The sequence below is a fragment of the Desulforamulus aeronauticus DSM 10349 genome, assembly GCF_900142375.1.
Lineage (GTDB): Bacteria > Bacillota > Desulfotomaculia > Desulfotomaculales > Desulfotomaculaceae > Desulfotomaculum > Desulfotomaculum aeronauticum.
Map to the genome: position 1 here is coordinate 1 of NZ_FRAR01000023.1, position 18,533 is coordinate 18,533.

At 43.1% G+C, this 18,533-nt stretch carries 16 protein-coding genes; all 16 read right to left on the reverse strand.

Annotated elements, in window-relative coordinates; all coding sequences use genetic code 11:
• The coding region (gene eno, locus BUA78_RS14625; protein WP_420795514.1) for a phosphopyruvate hydratase at positions 1-536 on the reverse strand (536 nt) is incomplete at its 3' end.
• Between the two features lie 32 nt (positions 537-568).
• A complete protein-coding gene (gpmI, locus tag BUA78_RS14630) occupies positions 569-2,119 on the reverse strand; it encodes a 2,3-bisphosphoglycerate-independent phosphoglycerate mutase (RefSeq protein ID WP_072915969.1) in 1,551 nt (516 codons plus the stop codon).
• A gap of 27 nt (positions 2,120-2,146) precedes the next feature.
• A complete protein-coding gene (gene tpiA / locus BUA78_RS14635; RefSeq protein ID WP_072915971.1) occupies positions 2,147-2,896 on the reverse strand; it encodes a triose-phosphate isomerase in 750 nt (249 codons plus the stop codon).
• A 77-nt stretch (positions 2,897-2,973) separates the two neighbouring features.
• Entirely contained in the window at positions 2,974-4,155 is a 1,182-nt protein-coding gene (locus BUA78_RS14640; protein ID WP_072915973.1) for a phosphoglycerate kinase, read from the reverse strand.
• A gap of 4 nt (positions 4,156-4,159) precedes the next feature.
• The gene (gap, locus tag BUA78_RS14645; protein WP_072915975.1) at positions 4,160-5,206 is read right to left on the reverse strand and encodes a type I glyceraldehyde-3-phosphate dehydrogenase; all 1,047 of its coding nucleotides are present in this window, start codon (positions 5,204-5,206) and stop codon (positions 4,160-4,162) included.
• A 132-nt stretch (positions 5,207-5,338) separates the two neighbouring features.
• Positions 5,339-6,733, reverse strand: a complete 1,395-nt coding sequence (gene rpoN, locus BUA78_RS14650; RefSeq protein WP_072915978.1) for an RNA polymerase factor sigma-54 — start codon at positions 6,731-6,733, stop codon at positions 5,339-5,341.
• Between the two features lie 45 nt (positions 6,734-6,778).
• Entirely contained in the window at positions 6,779-7,762 is a 984-nt protein-coding gene (locus tag BUA78_RS14655; protein ID WP_072915980.1) for an MBL fold metallo-hydrolase, read from the reverse strand.
• The gene (gene whiA / locus BUA78_RS14660) at positions 7,743-8,711 is read right to left on the reverse strand and encodes a DNA-binding protein WhiA (protein WP_072915983.1); all 969 of its coding nucleotides are present in this window, start codon (positions 8,709-8,711) and stop codon (positions 7,743-7,745) included. The genes BUA78_RS14655 and whiA overlap by 20 nt, the downstream gene beginning before the upstream one ends.
• 254 nt (positions 8,712-8,965) lie before the next feature.
• Positions 8,966-9,226 (reverse strand): hypothetical protein, encoded by a 261-nt coding sequence (locus BUA78_RS14665; protein WP_072915985.1) that lies wholly within the window; start codon positions 9,224-9,226, stop codon positions 8,966-8,968.
• 33 nt (positions 9,227-9,259) lie between these two features.
• The gene (locus BUA78_RS14670; RefSeq protein WP_072915988.1) at positions 9,260-9,802 is read right to left on the reverse strand and encodes a hypothetical protein; all 543 of its coding nucleotides are present in this window, start codon (positions 9,800-9,802) and stop codon (positions 9,260-9,262) included.
• 86 nt (positions 9,803-9,888) lie between these two features.
• Positions 9,889-10,707, reverse strand: coding sequence for a tyrosine-protein phosphatase (locus BUA78_RS14675; protein WP_084082448.1), 819 nt, complete (start codon positions 10,705-10,707; stop codon positions 9,889-9,891).
• A gap of 79 nt (positions 10,708-10,786) precedes the next feature.
• The gene (locus tag BUA78_RS14680) at positions 10,787-13,381 is read right to left on the reverse strand and encodes an S-layer homology domain-containing protein (protein WP_072915992.1); all 2,595 of its coding nucleotides are present in this window, start codon (positions 13,379-13,381) and stop codon (positions 10,787-10,789) included.
• A gap of 89 nt (positions 13,382-13,470) precedes the next feature.
• On the reverse strand, positions 13,471-15,054 hold the full coding sequence (locus BUA78_RS14685) for an S-layer homology domain-containing protein (RefSeq protein ID WP_072915994.1): 1,584 nt from the start codon (positions 15,052-15,054) through the stop codon (positions 13,471-13,473).
• A 24-nt stretch (positions 15,055-15,078) separates the two neighbouring features.
• Positions 15,079-15,801: a CpsD/CapB family tyrosine-protein kinase gene (locus tag BUA78_RS14690; RefSeq protein WP_072915997.1), complete on the reverse strand. Its 723-nt coding sequence runs from the start codon at positions 15,799-15,801 to the stop codon at positions 15,079-15,081.
• A 4-nt stretch (positions 15,802-15,805) separates the two neighbouring features.
• Entirely contained in the window at positions 15,806-16,519 is a 714-nt protein-coding gene (locus tag BUA78_RS14695) for a YveK family protein (protein ID WP_084082449.1), read from the reverse strand.
• A 547-nt stretch (positions 16,520-17,066) separates the two neighbouring features.
• Positions 17,067-18,353, reverse strand: a complete 1,287-nt coding sequence (locus BUA78_RS14700) for a flippase (protein ID WP_072915999.1) — start codon at positions 18,351-18,353, stop codon at positions 17,067-17,069.
• Positions 18,354-18,533 lie beyond the last annotated feature (180 nt).

Here is an 18,533-nt window from a genome sequence, read left to right on the forward strand (position 1 = left end):
AGGCCTTCGGAGAAGCTGTCTGCCCCTACCGGCAGCACCATGAATTCTTGGATGTCCACGTTGTTGTCGGCATGGGCTCCGCCGTTGAGGATGTTCATCATCGGTACCGGCAGTTCTTTGGCGTTGACTCCGCCGATGTATTGGTAGAGGGGCAGTCCAAGGTAGTTGGCAGCCGCTTTGGCTACAGCCAGGGAGACTCCCAGGATGGCATTAGCGCCCAGTTTTCCTTTGTTCGGAGTGCCGTCTAGTTCTATCATGAGTTGGTCAATGCCAATTTGGTCGGTAGCGTCCATACCAATGAGTTCCGGGCTGATGATTTCGTTAACGTTTTCAACGGCTTGGATAACGCCTTTACCCAGGTAGCGGCCTTTGTCGCCATCCCGCAGTTCTACTGCTTCGTAGGCGCCGGTGGAGGCTCCGGAGGGTACAGCGGCTCTGCCGACGGTACCGTCTTCCAGCCAAACTTCAGCTTCCAGGGTTGGATTGCCACGGGAGTCCAGTATTTCCCGGGCAAAAACATCGCTAATGATGGTCATAGGTTTATACCTCCTGTGTGGTTGGTTTCTTATTATCCCTTAAGCAAAAGACTCTCCCCTGTCATCTCTGGGGGCTTCGGCAGGCCCAAAATATCCAGCATGGTGGGAGCGATGTCTTGTAGGCTGCCATCTTCTTTGAGCTTTGCTTGTTTATAGGCTTCTCCCACTACCACGAAAGGAACTGGGTCTGTGGTGTGAGCGGTAAAGGGGCCGCCCTTTTCATCCCGCATTTTTTCAGCATTACCATGATCGGCGGTAATAAGCATAGTACCGGATTTCTCCAACATAGCGGAAACAATTTTTCCCAGGCATTTATCCACCGTTTCAATGGCAATTTTAGTGGCGTCCATGTCTCCGGTGTGTCCTACCATATCCGGGTTGGCAAAATTGGTGATAAGTACATCAAAATGCCCTTTATTCAGATTCTCAATAAAGGCATCTGCCACCTCATAGGCGGACATTTCCGGTTTTAAATCATAGGTAGCCACCTTGGGGGAGGGAATAAGCACCCGTTCCTCATTAGGATTAGGGGCTTCCACACCGCCATTGAAGAAAAAGGTAACATGGGCATACTTTTCGGTCTCCGCCAGTCTCAGTTGTTTCAAACCCTGTTTACTAAGCCATTCTCCCAGGGTATTCGCCAGTTTATGAGGGGGGAAGGCCACCGGGGCTTCAATGGTTTTATCATAGACTGTCATACAGACAAAATGCACCTTCGGCTTCCCTTGTCCCCGCTCAAAGCTTGTAAAATCGTCATCCACAAAGGAACGGGTAATCTGTCTGGCACGATCTGGCCGGAAATTAATAAAAATCAGAGCATCCCCTTCACTAACTTTAGCCACCGGTTGTTTATGATCATCGGTGACAACGGTGGGTTTGATAAATTCGTCCGTTTCGCCCCGCTCATAACCAATATCAATGGCCTCTAAGGGGGAGTTAGCCTGTATCCCCTCGGCATATACCAACGCCCGGTAGGCCAGTTCGGTACGTTCCCAGCGACGATCCCGATCCATGGCGTAATAGCGACCACTGACTGTGGCAACTTGGCCCACGCCAATCTGTTTCATCTTGGCCAGCAAGGCCCGCATATAGACCTTGGCGCTGGCCGGAGGGACATCTCGGCCATCTAAAAAGGCATGAAAATAGACTCTTTGCAAACCCTGATCAGCGGCTAATTTAAGAATAGCAAAAATATGGCGAATGTGGCTATGGACACCACCATCGGACAACAGGCCCATGATATGTAAGGAGGTATTCTTTTCCTTAACATTCTGCACAGCATTTAGCAATTCCGGGTTTTCAAAAAAGTCGCCATCTTTAATGGCTTTGGTAATCCGAGTTAGTTCCTGGTAGACCACCCGCCCGGCACCAATATTTAAATGCCCTACCTCAGAGTTACCCATTTGCCCTTCTGGTAATCCTACTTCCTCCCCAGAACATTTCAGGGTGGTGTAGGGATAGTTCGCTAAATACTCCTTTATCTGGGGCGTCTCCGCCTGGGCAATGGCATTGCCATCTGTCTCCTGACGTAACCCCCAGCCATCAAGCACAATTAAGGCCAAAGGATTTCTTTGCTGGCTCACAGGTATGAACCTCCTTATTCGAGGTTACTATGAATTCTCGATGATACCCACAAAATCGTCTACTGTAAGGCTGGCACCACCCACTAAACCACCGTCGATATCGGGTTGGGACATCAACCCTTGGGCATTACCAGCTTTCACACTGCCGCCATACTGAATGCGAACAGCTTCGGCAGTGGTATGACCAAATTCACTGGCGACCACTTGCCGGATATACTGATTGACCTGTTGTGCATCTTCATCCGAGGCGGTTTTACCGGTACCAATGGCCCAAACTGGTTCATAGGCAATCACCAAGCTTGCCACCTGCTCCGCGGTTAATCCCTGAAGTCCACCTTTAGTCTGAGTGGCAACGATTTGTTCGGTAGTACCCGCTTCCCGTTGTTCCAGCGTCTCACCCACGCACACAATGGGGATGATCGCTGCCGCCAAGGCAGCCTTTACCTTCTTATTAACGGTCTCGTCAGTCTCACCAAAATACTGGCGTCTTTCGGAGTGGCCCAAAACAACATATTTACAACCTAACTCCTTAAGCATTACCGGGGAAATCTCACCGGTGTAGGCCCCCTGGTTCTCCCAGTGCATGTTTTGGGCTGCCAGGGCAATGGAACTGCCCTTTAAAGCTTCCGCTACCGGAGCGAGCGCAGTAAAGGGTGGGCATACCACTACTTCCACCGCAGGGTTTAGATCCTTTTGTTTTAGTTCCTGGACAAAGCTTACCGCTTCGGACACTGTTTTATGCATTTTCCAGTTACCCGCAATGATGATCTGTCTCATACATCCTGAACCTCCTTTTACATACGGAAAGTGAGAAGGGCAGCCTTCTCACCTTTTAAGGGCTATATGATTCTCAATTATTTGTCCTGCAGGGCGGCAACGCCGGGCAACACTTTGCCTTCGAGGAATTCCAGAGAAGCACCGCCACCGGTGGAGATATGACTGATCTTATCAGCAACTCCCACTTTATTGACCGCCGCCACGGAATCCCCACCCCCTACGATGGTGGTCGCGTTGGACTCGGCCAAAGCCCGGGCTACTGCTTCAGTGCCCTTAGCAAAGGCATCCATCTCAAAAACACCCATCGGACCATTCCACACCACGGTGGCAGCCTGCTTCACTGCTGCTGCAAAGGTAGCAGCGGATGCGGGACCGATATCCAGCACCATCCAATCCTCGGGGATCTCGGTCACTGGCACCACCTTTTGCTGCGCGGTGGGTTCCATAGCCAGGGCCACCACAGCATCGGTGGGCAGTAGTAACGCCACTTGGCTTGACTTGGCCTTTTCAATGAGCTCTTTAGCCAATTCTACTTTGTCCGGTTCCACCAGAGATTTACCAGTGGTATAGCCCTGGGCTTTCATAAAGGTGTTGGCCATACCGCCGCCAATGATTAAAGTATTCACCTTGCCCAACAGGTTCTCAATAACACCAATTTTGTCAGAGACTTTGGCTCCCCCGATGATGGCCACAAAGGGTCGTTCCGGGTTGGTCACGGCTTTACCCAGATTCTCCAGTTCCTTTTCCATTAGGAAGCCCGCTACCGCCGGCAGGTATTCTGCAATCCCGGCAGTGGAAGCGTGGGCCCGGTGAGCAGCACCAAAGGCATCGTTGACAAAGATATCTGCCAGTTCCGCCAACTGCCGGGCATACTTTTCATCGTTTTTGGTCTCTGCCCCGTGGAAGCGAACATTTTCCAGCAGCAACACATCACCATTTCTCATATTGGCAATGGCAAGCTCCGGTTCAGCTCCCACAGAATCATTCACCTTACCAACCTCTTTACCTAGCAGCTCGGAGAGTCTTTTAGCCACCGGAGTAAGGCGGTATTTTTCTACCACTTCACCCTTGGGACGTCCCAGGTGGGAAGCTAAAATAACCTTAGCCCCCTGCTCCATCAAGTATTGTATGGTGGGTAACGCTTTTTGGATTCTGGTATCATCAGTAATAACGTCTCCATTCAAGGGAACGTTGAAATCAACCCGAACAAAGACCCGTTTTCCCGTAACATCAATGTCCTTAACGGACTTTTTTTGCATCCTTTTACAGCCCCTTTTCTGCTACCAAAATGGCTAGGTCTAGCACACGGTTGGAATAACCCCACTCGTTATCATACCAAGCTACCACTTTGGCCATATTGCCATCCATGACCATGGTGGAGAGTCCATCCACGATGGAGGAATGGGGGTTGCCGTTAAAGTCTTTGGATACCAGTGGCAGCGGATTATATTCTATAATTCCCTTGAGGTCGCCCTCGGCAGCATTCTTTAAGGTTTGGTTAATTTCTTCAGCCGTGGTCGACTTGGTTAGTTCCACCACTAAATCTACAACAGACACGTTGGGGGTGGGAACCCGCATAGAAAAACCGTTCAGTTTGCCCTTCAATTCCGGGAGAACCAACGCAACCGCTTTGGCGGCACCGGTGGTAGTAGGAATAATGGACATCCCGGCAGCTCTGGCCCGACGTAAATCTTTATGCGGTAAATCCAGAATTTGCTGGTCGTTGGTATAGGAGTGCACCGTGGTCATAAGTCCCTTAACGATGCCAAAGTTATCGTGCAGCACTTTGGCCACCGGAGCTAAACAGTTGGTGGTGCAAGAAGCATTGGAGATAATGTGGTGTTTGGCATGATCATACTGGTTATCGTTTACCCCCATCACAAAGGTGCCGTCTACTTCTTTACCGGGGGCACTTATAATGACCTTTTTTGCGCCTGCCTGGATGTGTTTAGCGGCATCCGGTCCCTTGGTAAATCTACCGGTGGATTCAATAACCACATCTACACCCATCTCGCCCCAGGGAAGTTTAGCAGGATCTGCCTCGGCATAAACCTTAATTTCTTTGCCATTGATGATAATGGTATCCTCTGTAGCAGAAATATCTGCATTCAGGATACCATGAACCGAATCATATTTTAACAGGTGAGCCAGAGTCTGAGCGTAGGTTAAATCATTAATGGCCCTAAAATCCAGACGGCGGGATTTGTGGTTTACCAGAGCTACCTCAAATTCTCCCCGTTCAATGGCGCAACGTAATACGTTTCGTCCAATACGTCCAAAACCGTTGATACCCACTTTAATCGGTGCCATTTTTATAAATCCACTCCTTCAGAAAGTATAGTATGTCACAATGGCCTTAGTCCTTATTAAATTGTATGTCTTATTACCCTAAAGGTTTCAACATTTAACCAAATATCCCTGCTGGAACAGCAATTTTTTTGGCTAATATCTTTTCCTTCTCGTGGTAGAAGGAATCCCCAACTCATCCCGGTACTTGGTAACTGTACGACGGGAAATTTTAACTCCCCTTTGATCAAATAATTCCGTAATCTTTTGATCGCTGAGGGGGGTGGCGGGATCCTCTCCTTGAACGATTTCCTGAAGTATCTTTTTAAGGCTTTCTGCGGATACTTGGTTACCGCTGGTGCCACTGAGGCCGGTGGAAAAGAAATATTTCATTTCAAAAACCCCCTGGGGTGTTTGAATATATTTGTTAGAGGTAGCTCGGCTGACGGTGGACTCGTGCACACCAACGATATCGGCCACCTTTCTCAAATTAAGGGGTTTCAACTGTTTAACACCGTGTTCCAGAAAGTCTCGCTGCAATTCCACCAGGCAATTGGCCACTTTATACAGGGTGAGACGACGTTGTTCAATACTACGGATTAACCAGGCCGCTGCATTTAATTTTTCCTCAACAAACTGCCTAGTATTCTGATCTGCACTACTATTTTTGGCTAGCACATTGCGATAGGTGTTGTTAATGGTCAACCGAGGTACGGCTACATCATTAACTAAGATGACATACTCCCCTTCTACCTTTTCCACCACTACATCGGGAATGATATATCGGGTATCATTCTGTTGACTAAAATTTCGGCCCGGTTTGGGTTCTAAGGTTTTCACAATATCTGCCGCTTTTTGTATCTCCTGGGGAGAGACGTTTAGTTTAGCAGCAATTTTGGACAAGCGACCACTGGCCAAATCCGGTAGAAAATCGTCAATCAGCCTCCTGACGATGGGATGCTCTTCTGGCAAGAGATTCACCTGAATGGTTAGACACTCTTGTAAATTTCGGGCACCCACTCCCGGCGGGTCAAAGCTCTGTAATATTTTTAAGGACTCTTCTAGTTTTTCCTGCCCTACAGCCAGTTGTTCAGATGCTTCCTCCAGGCTAATCCCCACATACCCTCTGGCATCCAAATTACCAATGAGGTACTGCACAAATTTCTTAATATCCGGCGAAACACTAATTAAACTAAGTTGAAAGTTCAAGTACTCTGCCAGGGTTGGTGCCTGGGTAACAAACTGTTCGTAGTTTGGCTGTTCAATGATTTCCCTTTGTCCCCGATTGGGGGAAAGACCTAAGTCACTGCGGTCCTGAAAATACTCTATCCACTCTAAATCTTGTTCTTTTTTATCTGGGGGGGGGGAATCCTCCTGTCGCTCGGGATCGTGCTCCTTCACTTCCAACAGAGGGTTCTCCATCACCTGCTGCTCCACATATTCAGTCAGCTCAACGGAAGACAACTGCAAAACCGTGATGGCCTGGCGAAGCTCCGGCGTCATAATTAATTTTTGAGTTTGCTCTAGATGAAGCCCAAAGTCCATGCGCAAGTTCCATCACTCTCCCGTAGATTAACCTTTTTCAGCTTAGAATATTTATGTAATATTAGCAAGGATATCATAAGAAAATCCATCCTTCGCATAAAGAGTTCGGGTGCCACTGGTGTGTTCTACAAACGTAGCCATAGCCGGACGCAAATCTTCGGGCCAGAGGCAGCAGTGATTAAAATGAGTAATAAAACAAAGTTTTACCTTACTTCCTTGTAACAAGTGTGCTAAGCCCAGGGTGGTAATATGCCTGTTAGCATAAATATTGTGACCCGTAACATTAGCAATTAACACATCCACCTGGCCAAAAAGGTCCTTGATGTCCCGGCGATACTCCACCACTTCTGTGAGATCCATGATGGGCCCCTTCCGGGACAAATCCTGAATCCCTGTCGGTGTTAAATAGCTCTGAATATAATTGGTATCACTGGTATAGCCCACCTTGAGATTTCCTGTATCCAAAATAAAGCCATAATTTTCCCCAGCATGATGTACCGGTATCGGGGTAAGGGTAAGACCTTTTAGCTGAATGGGTTGGTGTGCCTCCAGGGTTATAACACTGGGGCCACCCTTGTAACCAAGATCACTATTCCTACCCTGATGATAGCGGCTTAATAGGTGCTCTCGCTCCAATATCTGCCCTGGGGCCATTAACAAACCCCGTCGGCAATACATCCCCCAGCACATACCTTCAATAAGGGCCTCTGTACCTGCATAGTGGTCCAAATGGCCGTGAGAGACAAAAATCCCATCCAACATCCCCAGATCGATACCTGCCTCCTGAGCTCGTACCACCGCACCGGGGCCAGGGTCCACATACAAGCGCAACCCATCTATCTCCAGATAAAATCCTGCGGTACGGGGAATTTGGCTAAGTACGGCTTCCGGGTTACCCCCGGTTCCCAGAAAGGTAATGGCTGCACCTGGTGGGGAAGGAGCAGCTTCCTCTCGGTGCCGGTACTTGGTAAAGGCTTGACCTACGGCGGCCGCTGTTTTTTGCCTTAATTCAGCATCAAGTTTCTGTATATTCATGGCCTGCCTTCCTTGCCCGCAACTTGTCCGCCAGTAGTTCCAGCTTACGCATACGGTGATTAACTCCGGATTTTCCCACCGGAGGGTCCCACATTTCTCCCAATTCCTTAAGGCTGGCATCGGGGTTGTTTAGTCGTAACTCCGCCGCCTCCCGCAGGGGTTTTGGCAGTTTTGCCAATCCCAGGGTGTCAGCCAAGTATTTAATATTCTCCAACTGCCTCACCGCTGCACTGACAGTCTTCTGTAAGTTAGCAGTTTCACAATTGACCAGGCGATTTACCTGGTTGCGCATATCCTTATAGATACGAGCATTTTCAAAATCCAGCAAGGCGGAGTGAGCACCCATATGGTTAAGACACTCAACAATCTGTTCACTGCCCTTTAGGTAAACCACATACCAATTTTTTCGTGGGCTTACTTTAGCAGGTAGGTTAAAGGATTGCATTAACTCTGCCAGATCCTGTGCGTGCTTTACGTTGTCGGTAATAATTTCCAAATGATAGGTGCCCTCGGGGTTGTTCACAGAACCACCCCCTAAGAAGGCTCCCCGCAGATATGCCTTACGACAGCAATCCTTTTTCACTAAATCCGGTACAATGCCCTCTTCACTAAAGGCAAAGCCGCCCTCGGTAATACCCAGGGCTTGTAAGATCTCTTCCATGCCTGGCTGAGAAGGAATTCGCACCAGATAAACATTGTTTTTGCGGAGTCTGGCTTTGCGCCGCACCAAGATCTCAGTGCTAAGACCAAACAGATTTTTCAGCAGTTTAAATATTTTACGGGCCACCGCAGCATTTTCGGTCACAATATTTAAGGAGAGTTTCTTTAGACCGCTGATTTGCACACTGCCATCCATTTTAATTAGCGCCGCCAGTTCCGCCAACCGACAGCAATTCTTGCTGTCCACAATCCTAGCCAGTTCGTTTTTGGTTACTGCCGAGAAGGACATAAAAACCCCTCCACTCCGTAGCTATTATACCACAGATCAATTGGTGTAATATGGACTTGCAGTGAATTTTCAGTAAGAATGCACTTTTAGCTTGGTGTACTGGTGAAGTAATTATGCACTATTCTTATCCAAATTCAAGAAACAGGAAGTATTTCATATAACAAGTAATATACTTTTTAAAAAGCTCACCAACTCACCTATAGAATATAAAAGAAGGGGTACTGAAATTACCCCTTCTTTTATTGCTAAGAAATCTATTTAAATAGGTTTTTACATTTTCTAGCTAGCTCAAGTTGATTCTTTAATTTTTCAATAACTCCATTTAGCTCCTTGGCATCCAGATCACTCAGCTTAGCCGAACCTAGAGCTTCCTTAATAAAATGCTCCACCTCAGAGGGCTGGTAACCCTCTTGTTCTAACTGGCTTTTTAACCGTTCAATTTTTTCATGTCCTTGGGTCTTCTCCTTTTTTTTCACAGAGAAAAAGCTAGACAGAACACTAAAATGCAATTCCAAAACTTCTCCCCCTTCAGAACAGGTAATATAAAATTATAACTTACTTAAGAGATGCATCCGTCTATCCTTCTTGGTTTGTTGGTATACTGTCTTGGCTTGAGCCGGTACACTGCTTTGATAACCGTATTTACTCAGCTCATTCTCCGCAAAATTAATAGCTGCATAAACTCGTGCATCACATTGAGACTCCAACGATTCAGACAAACCAATATATTTTTGTACTAGTTCTTTCTTTGAACCACCCTTTTGCTTGGAGTCTAATTCTTTTTTAGCCGAATTTACTAGGCCAGCTATTTTACTATTATAATCATTTTGCAGACTAGTTAGCTTTTGATTTAAATCCGCTTCTATTTTAGCTTGAGATGGTCGGTCTACACCCTCAGCTTCTGAATTTTTATTTTGATCATTGGTTCCCGCAATAATTTCTTTATCGGTCTCTTCTACCTGTTTCTTTAATTCAATTACTTCCGGAAAATCTTTAAATTCTTCATTATTTAATATAGCCTGCTTTTGCTCTTCTTTGCTTTTTCCGTCTAGATCAGATTGCCTGTTTAAAAAGTATTTGTCAAAGGCCATATAACCAGCAAAAACAATCAGCCCTACTACAGCTAGAATAATAGTGAGTTTTTTAATAACTATGCCCCCTTTTATCCTCCACGTTTCTAACCTTTAAAGAGTGCACTTAAACCTAACCAAAAACTCTTCTTTTTCTTTGTTTTACCTTTTATCCCACGGAATTGATACGGCAGTATCTCTTTTTTTCGTATAACTTCTCCGTTAATAACCCTTTCCGGGTTACCGCTTACTAATCCCCAGGCCCCTTCCTCACCGATCAACCCAGCAGCGGCTAGCCTAGCTTTCTCCAGCATAATGGGTCTTTTCCTAAGATCGTGAGCATCCGAAGCGATAAAATCTACCCACCCTAAGCGGATAAATTCCTCTGTTAACTGTTGAATGCTACTACCAAAAAACCCCGTTAAGCTGCCAGAAGTAACCTGCACCAAGCAACCTTTTTCAATTAATAATTGCAACTTCTTCGGACTTTCTATTATTTCCTTATTTCGCTCAGGGTGCGCAATAACGGGTTTAATACCTTGCAACATAATTTCAAATAGTACCTGTCCAGCGTAGTTAGGTACTGAGTTCATAGGCAGTTCCAATAACACATAGACACCCTTATCACCAAGGGTCAATGCACTACCACTAATCAATCTTTGCGGGACATCCAGTGAAAGATGCACTTCCATGCCTGGCAAAACCCGCAAAGGAATCCCTACGTCGTCTAGTCTTTCCTGTAGGACTTCTACCTTTTCTATAACCGCTTGCTTTTCATTAAAGTAAATTTCGGGAATGCAGTGAGGGGTGGCAATAACTTTAGTTATTCCATCCTGCACTGCATTTCTAGCCATTTGCAAACTTACTTCCATATCCTGCGGTCCATCATCTAGGGAATCTAAAATATGGCAATGAATATCTATCAACTCAATTTGCCCCCCTGAAAAGTAGACCCCGTCTTGTTAGACAGGGTCTATTTTGAAGATCGTGTTTACCTAAAGCAACTTATGATTGAGTGGGTATAAATATCTCGCTAATCTCCAGGAGCTTATTCATGAACTCTATGGCATCTTGATACTCAGCATTACCTTTGTCTTTTACTACAAAAATCGCTAGATCAATATTATCGCCGTTAAGATCTTCAAATTCAAGATTTTCAATGATGTCCTTAAGCTCTTTCTTAAAGACGCTGTCACCCTGAATAATCTTTGCTTTGATTTTATCGTAGGCTTTCACTGCTCCATCTTTAAGTTTAGGATGGCTATCTAATTCCGCCAAAGCCGCATTATACAAAGCAACCTCATAGTTACCACTAATTTGATATTTCCCAGACAGAATCCCATCAGACAGCTCTAACAAATAATTAGAAATATCCTGCTTGGTTACATCATTCTTTACAAAGTTTACAAGTCTTTCAATTTCAGTTTTATAAGTGTCTTTTAAATCCTTTACCTTGTCAATAACCGCTTTTTTGTTTGCATAGTCAGTGTCTTTGCTTAGTTCAGCAACACTTCTGATTATAGCTATGGTGACCCTAGCCTGTTGTTCGCTACCTATTGAAGAGTTTATCACACTCTCAAAAGCTTTAGCTAAGCCAGTGCTTTTAAATGCTTCTAAAATTTCTTCTTTTGTCTTACCAGAAAGTTTATCGCGTTGGCTTTTTAAAGTATCCCAATCTTCAGAGCTAATGTTATCTAAGGCTGCTTCCACTGCATGCAGAATTTCCAGCAGGTTATTGCCAGGAATAGTTATTGATGTAGTCGTAATTGTCTTTGGGGCGGATTTTGCAGAAGTAAACCTTTTCTCAGTACAAGCGACAACCGTATAGGTGTATTTATAACCCGCTGCCAAATTGCTGTGAGTATAGCTGGTTTCCTTTGTTTCACCAATGAATTTGTTGCCTTCATAAACCAGATACTTGGTTGCATCTACCACTGCATCCCAGGCTAATGTGATGCTATCGGATGTAATCTTAGTAGCCCTTAAACCAGTAGGTACAGCTACTTTTTTAGAAACCGCCACAGGGCTTAAGGTGGTTTTGAATACAACTTTACCGTCTACTATCGAAGCTGTCCTAAAATCCCACAAACCAGTACTTGAATTATAGTGATACGCTGCCACAGTATCACTATTTAAGCCACTGGGTAATGGCAGGGCTATGGTAACCTCTTTACCTTCCGCCCCTACCAGAGCAATGTCTAATCCTAAAAAGGGTACACCACTGTCGGGAACCGGGACTCCATCTGGAATTACTTTTACTTCTAGGTTGCAGGTTGTACCTGTTACCGGAATAACAATGTCAAAAGCAACATCCTTACCTGCCATTTTGACTGTAACTTTTACTTTAGTTTCTTTGTCAATCTTACCAAGGGAAACAGGCACACCCAAGGTAACTTCCTTGTCAATTACAACAGGCCCCGTGCTTCCGCCGCCACCACCGCCACTGCTACCACCGCCGCCACTGCTATTGCTAACGACAAAGTGAGCATCTAAGGTATTAATATTTTGTTTGCCAGCGGAACCTACCTGAAGACTGCTAGTTACTACATCAGGTGCATCACTGCTTTTTTCAGGGTTGTAAGCCCGCACTGTATAAGTGCGATTGGCCAATACAGGTAGGGTGAATTTACCATCACTGTCCGTGGTAGTAATAAAAGTAGGGTTGGTGGTAAAGGCTAGGGTTGCTTTTTTAACCTCCCTACCATCTTTATCCTTTAAGGTACCACTGATTACAGTAGCCTCTTCCATATTCAAAGCCACTGTAGAAAGCTTATCCCCGGCAACTTTTACATCACTTTTGAAAGCTACTTGATTCTCTGTAACTGCTGTAATATCATAACTTCCTGCTGTTAGATCAAGTTTAAAAGTTCCATTGGCAGCAGTTTTCGCCTCTTTTAATACGGCAAAACTATCCGCCTCAAAGACACGTACAACTGCATCTTGCACAGTCTTACCGTTCATGGTAACGGTTCCTTCTATACCACCGGTACCAACTACTTGTTTTGTTGATAATGCTCTATCTAAAGCAACTACAGCTTCCGCCCTGGTAATACTCTTTAAAGGCTGGAACGTATTATCAGGGAAACCTTTCATTAAACCGCTGTTTACCACTGCCCCAATTCCCGGACGAGACCAATCCTGAATCTGCCCCGAATCAGCAAATTGGTTAGTTCCTTCGCTGGTTGGCTGCAATTTTAAAAGCCGTACTAAAACACTGGCTACTTCCTGACGAGAAATGGTTTGGTCTGGTCTAAAAGTACCATCACTATAGCCACCAATATATCCGGCAGTCTTGGCTTTTGCTACTTCACCATAAAACCATTGACCATTTTTAACATCCGCAAAACTATCCACAGCATTGCTGGCAGGTATGGCAAAAGCACGGTTAACCAGTGCCACAAATTCTGCTCTAGTAACTCCATTATTGGGCTTAAAAGTACCATCTTCATAACCACCGGTTAAACCCTTGTTAGCCCACTGATTAATCTGATTCTCGGCCCAATGGCCTTGCAAATCCGAGAAGCCAGCCGCAAAGGCATAGCCTACCATTGACAATAATAATGACAAAGACAAAATTAATGATATCCAACTTCTTTTCACTTTTTTATAACCTCCCTCTAATTATTAATAACTAAGATAAACTACTCCCTCACACCCCCAGACACTTAAAATATAATAAATTGGTTTATTTACTTGTCTAAAAGGTTCCTTAACATAACCACCGCTTCCGCTCTGGTTGCTCGATCCTGCGGTGCAAACATAACTCCCTGGGCGCTCGGTTTACCATTGATAATTTTACTGGCCAAAACATCGGCCACAGCTTGCTTGGCCCAATCATCAATTAATTGATTATCCTGGAACAAGGATAATTGTGAAACATCTCCACTACTTTGCTTTCCTTGATACTTTAAAGCATTACTCAGCATAGCTGCCATCTCCTGGCGAGTTATAGACGCTTGGGGATCGAAGGTGTCTGCCCCTTTTCCTTTAGCAAGCCCAGCTTTGTAAACCTTAGCCACACTATTGTGAAACCAGGAGTCTGCCGGAACATCCTTAAAGCTGATGCCCCCTTGCTCCGTGATTCCTAACACATTCACCAACATAGCAGCAAATTCCGCTCTAGTTACAGACTGCTCGGGTCCAAAATTACCCTCACCAATTCCCTTGACATATCCTTTATTGGCCATATATTCAATATCGCTTGCTGCCCAGTGACCATTTATATCGTTAAACCTATTGGCTACAAGCTTATTGGCCACGTCCTCTTGAGCAACTTTCTCTAACAAGGCATATACGCTAAAATGGTTCGTCTCAAAAGACATTTCATTCTTTGCTGAATTATAGGTTCCACCAACCAATTCCCAAGTAGCAGACTTTTCGTTATATACGTAAGCCTTTAAGTCACCTTGGTCTGCACTTTCCTTGCTGCCCACTGGTACCGGCAGAGAGATAGTCACTTTACCCTTAAATGAAGTAATATCACTAACATTTTCAGAACTATCTATTTGCATAGCTTTAAGACCATAAACATTTCCAACAACTTTATATTTATTTCCTTCGGGAGTTATCATTAGTTTTTGGCTTTCAGAAGGGCTTACTTTTTTAAGCTGCACTTGAAGCATAGTTTTTTCTTGTCCAATTAATTCGCTAATGTTCAGTGCTTCATTAGTAAAGGAGAGATTTGTATCCTCAAAGTGCATGGTTAATACCTTGCTGCGATTTTGTAAATCCTTAAGCTGCGGACCTGAAACATTTATATACTGCTTGCTGCCGGAGCTCACTTCTGCAGTGGTGCCACTAAAGGTAATCTTAAACTCTTCCTTAGATACGTCACCACCACCACCACCGCCCGCTCCACCAGTGGCAAGGGTAGTGGTTTTTAGTTCTTTAATGATTGCATTTGCTAGATCTCTAGCAGCATTTTTTGCCGCATCATAACCTTGATTCTTTATGACATCTGTAATTGCGTTAGTGATAGCTGGATTTTTTAAGGCTTCGGAAGTTACCTTATTTTTAATTTGATTAATATAATCTTGATCATTTAGCTTGCTAGTATCCAAATTCAAATCTTTTACAACACCACGGACAAAGCTATCTGCCTCATTTTTGTCTAGGTTTAATTGATTAGTTACTAAATTTTCGTAGGTACTATTTTTTTCAATAAGATTATTTACAGCTTCATCCACAGTTATAGCCCCGGCCATCGGAGCCAATAATACTTGTCCAGAAATAATGCATGATAGGGTTAAGGCTAATGTCTTTTTTCTTAACAAATTGTTTCCCTCTCTTCTAGCCAATTATAAAGTGGCTACTTTATTTTTCCCTTTGCGGCTCTTTTTGTCGCCACTACCTTCACCATAGTAATAGTAGTAGTAATAATCCTCAGTATCTTCATCAACCATGTTTAGAATGGTGCCAAGTATTCTTGCTCTACCATTAACAAGCATTTGCTTTGACCTCTGCGCCGCCTCAATCTTAGCCTGTCCAGAGGCAACCACCAACACTACACCATCAACCTGCGGTGCCAGTAACGCCGCATCGGTTACGGCAATAACTGGTGGAGTATCGATAATAATAATATCCGCATACTCTTTAAACCTAGCCAAAAGGTTGGACATCCTTTGGGAACCCAATAATTCCGCGGGGTTTGGTGGGATAGGTCCAGTTGTACTAACTTGCAAGTTATCTATAGGAGTTTTTTGCAAAACACTATCAATTTCTGCATCCCCCAGTAAAACATTGGTTATGCCACGGAAATTATCAATCTCCCATACCTTGTGCTGGGTAGGTTTTCTCAGATCCGCGTCAATAATAATTACACTTTTACCCGATTGAGCAAAGGCGGCTCCAATGTTAGCAACAGTGGTGGATTTTCCTTCCGCAGGCCCAGAACTTGTAATTAGTAATGTTTTTAGCTCCTTATCAACAGCCGCAAACTGAATATTGGTTCGAGCGATACGATACGCCTCAGCAATTGGTGATTTAGGATCCTCTATGACTACTAGGTTACTTCTAGTCATTTGTTTAGCCCCTTTTGTCCATTTTCGGAATAACTCCCAGTACTGGTAAACCCAAATGCCGTTGTACGTCATCCCCATTCTTAATTGTCCGATCTAAAAACTCCAATAAAAATACCAGACCTAGTGCTATCATCAGCCCAATCACACCAGCAACTACAATATTTAATTTCTTGTTCGGTTTAACAGGACTCTCTGGGGCTACCGCATTGTCAATGATATTAACATTACCGACCTTCATAATTTCAACAACTTTACCCATAAACACCGCCGCAGTAGTATTCGCCAGCATAGCCGCCCGCTCAGGATTCGTATCTTCCACAGTAATTTGAATTAGTTGGGTATCCTTAACGGGTTTCACATCAATATTTTTACTTAATTGCTCATGTGTTACATTTAACTTTTCAAACTCAATAACCTTTTCTACCACCGAACGACTCTTAGCAAGCTGACTATAGGTTTTAACTAGTTGATTAGCCGTAAGAATATCGTTATACTGCACCATCATTGCATTCTGGCCTTCATAAGTTTTCCCAACCATTAAGGTAGTAGAAGCCTCATAACGAGGGGTAAGGACAAAAAAGCTAATAATTCCACTGACTATCATCGCGATTAATGGCAGAGATATTAATAACCACTTGCCCTTTTTTAGAATACGCCAGATATCCCTTAAATCAATGACCTCAAAGTCGTCCCTTACTTCCATTCTGTCGTCATTCAAGTAAATGTCTCCTTTATACTACATTGCTCTTGGAAAAATACGACATATATAACCTAAATCCTTCATAATATTGGCAATATTATTTATCAAGCTCCAAATTTAAATTAGCAGATGTTTTTTTTGTAAAACACATATAAAGTTCGACTTTATATATCAAAATTCGACAGAACTAACTAGCTTATAATAATAAACAGCAAACACCATTACACCTTTTGTTAAGTAACGATGCTTTGCTGGACACGGTTGTAAGTCTGTTATTTTTAAATTTTAACTTAACAGAGATTTAGCATGTCTTCAATTCGATGATTCTGCAGAATCCCCCTTTGTAATTAACTCAAAAAGTCTATGTGTAAACCTTGATAAACTACACACTATTTCAACTTATTCCATTAGCAGAAAGTATATCAAATACCTTTGTTACCTTGTTCCGTAAAGACTAGCCTTAATTCCATATTTTTGCAATTTTCACCCCTTATCATTGTAGAATATTACAATGTCTCCGGTTTCACATTTCGAGAAATATTCTTAAAAATCTATTCAAAAAAGCTCATACATTCACTCCGAATGTTATGGCTTTCTTTCTTATCTCCTTTAAATAGAACAACATACATAAGGTCAAAATTACTTCTGATGCTAATGTAGCGTATGCAACTCCATATATGCTATATTTGATTCCAAACAATACATTAAAAATCAAAACTGATACTGCACTTATGGTAAAAGCTTGAGTATATTGTTTTTTATATCCACTGGCGACAAGTGTCTGAATACCTATAACATTATTAATTATGCTTAATAATGACCATATAGTAAGCGGATAAATACAGTTTAGTTCAGATAGATACTCTTTTCCAAACATAATACTCACAATAGACTGTGCATTAACCATTATAATCAGACATAGCAAACCAAAGACAACACCAACTATTATAAAGGCCTTTATTACGACCGATATCCCATTCTTATAGTTAACAGAAAACTGCTTGCTAATATATGGATATAAAATTTGTCCAATTGGGCGATAAGCAACAATCATTATTAATGGAATTTTTTGAATAGCAGAATAAATACCAACATCAGTTTCAGTTGCCACAAATCCTAAAATAGTAACACCTATTCCGGTCATAACCTTAGACATTGCTGATGTAAGGAATAAACTCAGCCCATCCTTGAGCTCACTTAAAATACAACAAAACCCCACAAAACGAAATTTTACATTAAAACAAACTCTACTAATAATAGCACTTATAACACCAGATATTATGTGTGTACTAGAATACAGGAGACAATACAAGCTAATATCATTTTCTGTTTTGACAAAACAAAAAATTGCAATTACAGAAAGCGTTCTGGCAATCACCGTCGAGATGGTAATAAACTTCATTTTCTGAAGTCCTTGAAACAACCATGTCTGTTGGATGGCAATTCCACAAACAAGCAAAAAAAGAATCAACATATACTTTTGTTGCTGCAATGTGTAATCAAAAAAGAATAAAAATATTCCCATTCCTATGAAAGAAAGTAGACAAAGTAATCCCTTGGCAAGCATGATACTAGAATAAATACCATCAATGTCTTTTTTATTGGCAAGTGCAACTTTTCTTGAACCGGACAAATTAAAGCCATATTCAACAACCACTTCAAAATAAGCTATAATATTTAGTGCAATACAAAATGCACCATACTTTTCGGCTCCTAGTACACGAGTAATGTATGGAAGTGTAATTAATGGAATAACAACTTGAAAAAATTGTAACGCGTATAGCCACAATCCATTTTTTAGCAAGGTGGACTGAAACATTTGTTTTAATCGGTTTATGTAAATATGGATCATCTCTTCCTGTATATACGTTAACTAATTAATGAATACCATAAGGGTGGTATAATAAAACCCGATTCTAAACAATTTAAAGAAGAAGTCATCAATATGGTACAGGAACAGATCATCTAATAGCAGCGTAGCCAAGGATTTAATATCAATTAAAATACATTACAACTGGAGTTATTATTGGTA

What these genes read in the sequence shown, in the direction of transcription:
- tpiA (WP_072915971.1), bottom strand. Translation starts at nt 2,896, where the DNA reads ATGAGACAGATCATCATTGCGGGTAACTGGAAAATGCATAAAACAGTG.
- BUA78_RS14640 (WP_072915973.1), bottom strand. Translation starts at nt 4,155, where the DNA reads ATGCAAAAAAAGTCCGTTAAGGACATTGATGTTACGGGAAAACGGGTC.
- gap (WP_072915975.1), bottom strand. Translation starts at nt 5,206, where the DNA reads ATGGCACCGATTAAAGTGGGTATCAACGGTTTTGGACGTATTGGACGA.
- BUA78_RS14655 (WP_072915980.1), bottom strand. Translation starts at nt 7,762, where the DNA reads ATGAATATACAGAAACTTGATGCTGAATTAAGGCAAAAAACAGCGGCC.
- whiA (WP_072915983.1), bottom strand. Translation starts at nt 8,711, where the DNA reads ATGTCCTTCTCGGCAGTAACCAAAAACGAACTGGCTAGGATTGTGGAC.
- BUA78_RS14670 (WP_072915988.1), bottom strand. Translation starts at nt 9,802, where the DNA reads ATGGCCTTTGACAAATACTTTTTAAACAGGCAATCTGATCTAGACGGA.
- BUA78_RS14690 (WP_072915997.1), bottom strand. Translation starts at nt 15,801, where the DNA reads ATGACTAGAAGTAACCTAGTAGTCATAGAGGATCCTAAATCACCAATT.
- BUA78_RS14700 (WP_072915999.1), bottom strand. Translation starts at nt 18,353, where the DNA reads ATGATCCATATTTACATAAACCGATTAAAACAAATGTTTCAGTCCACC.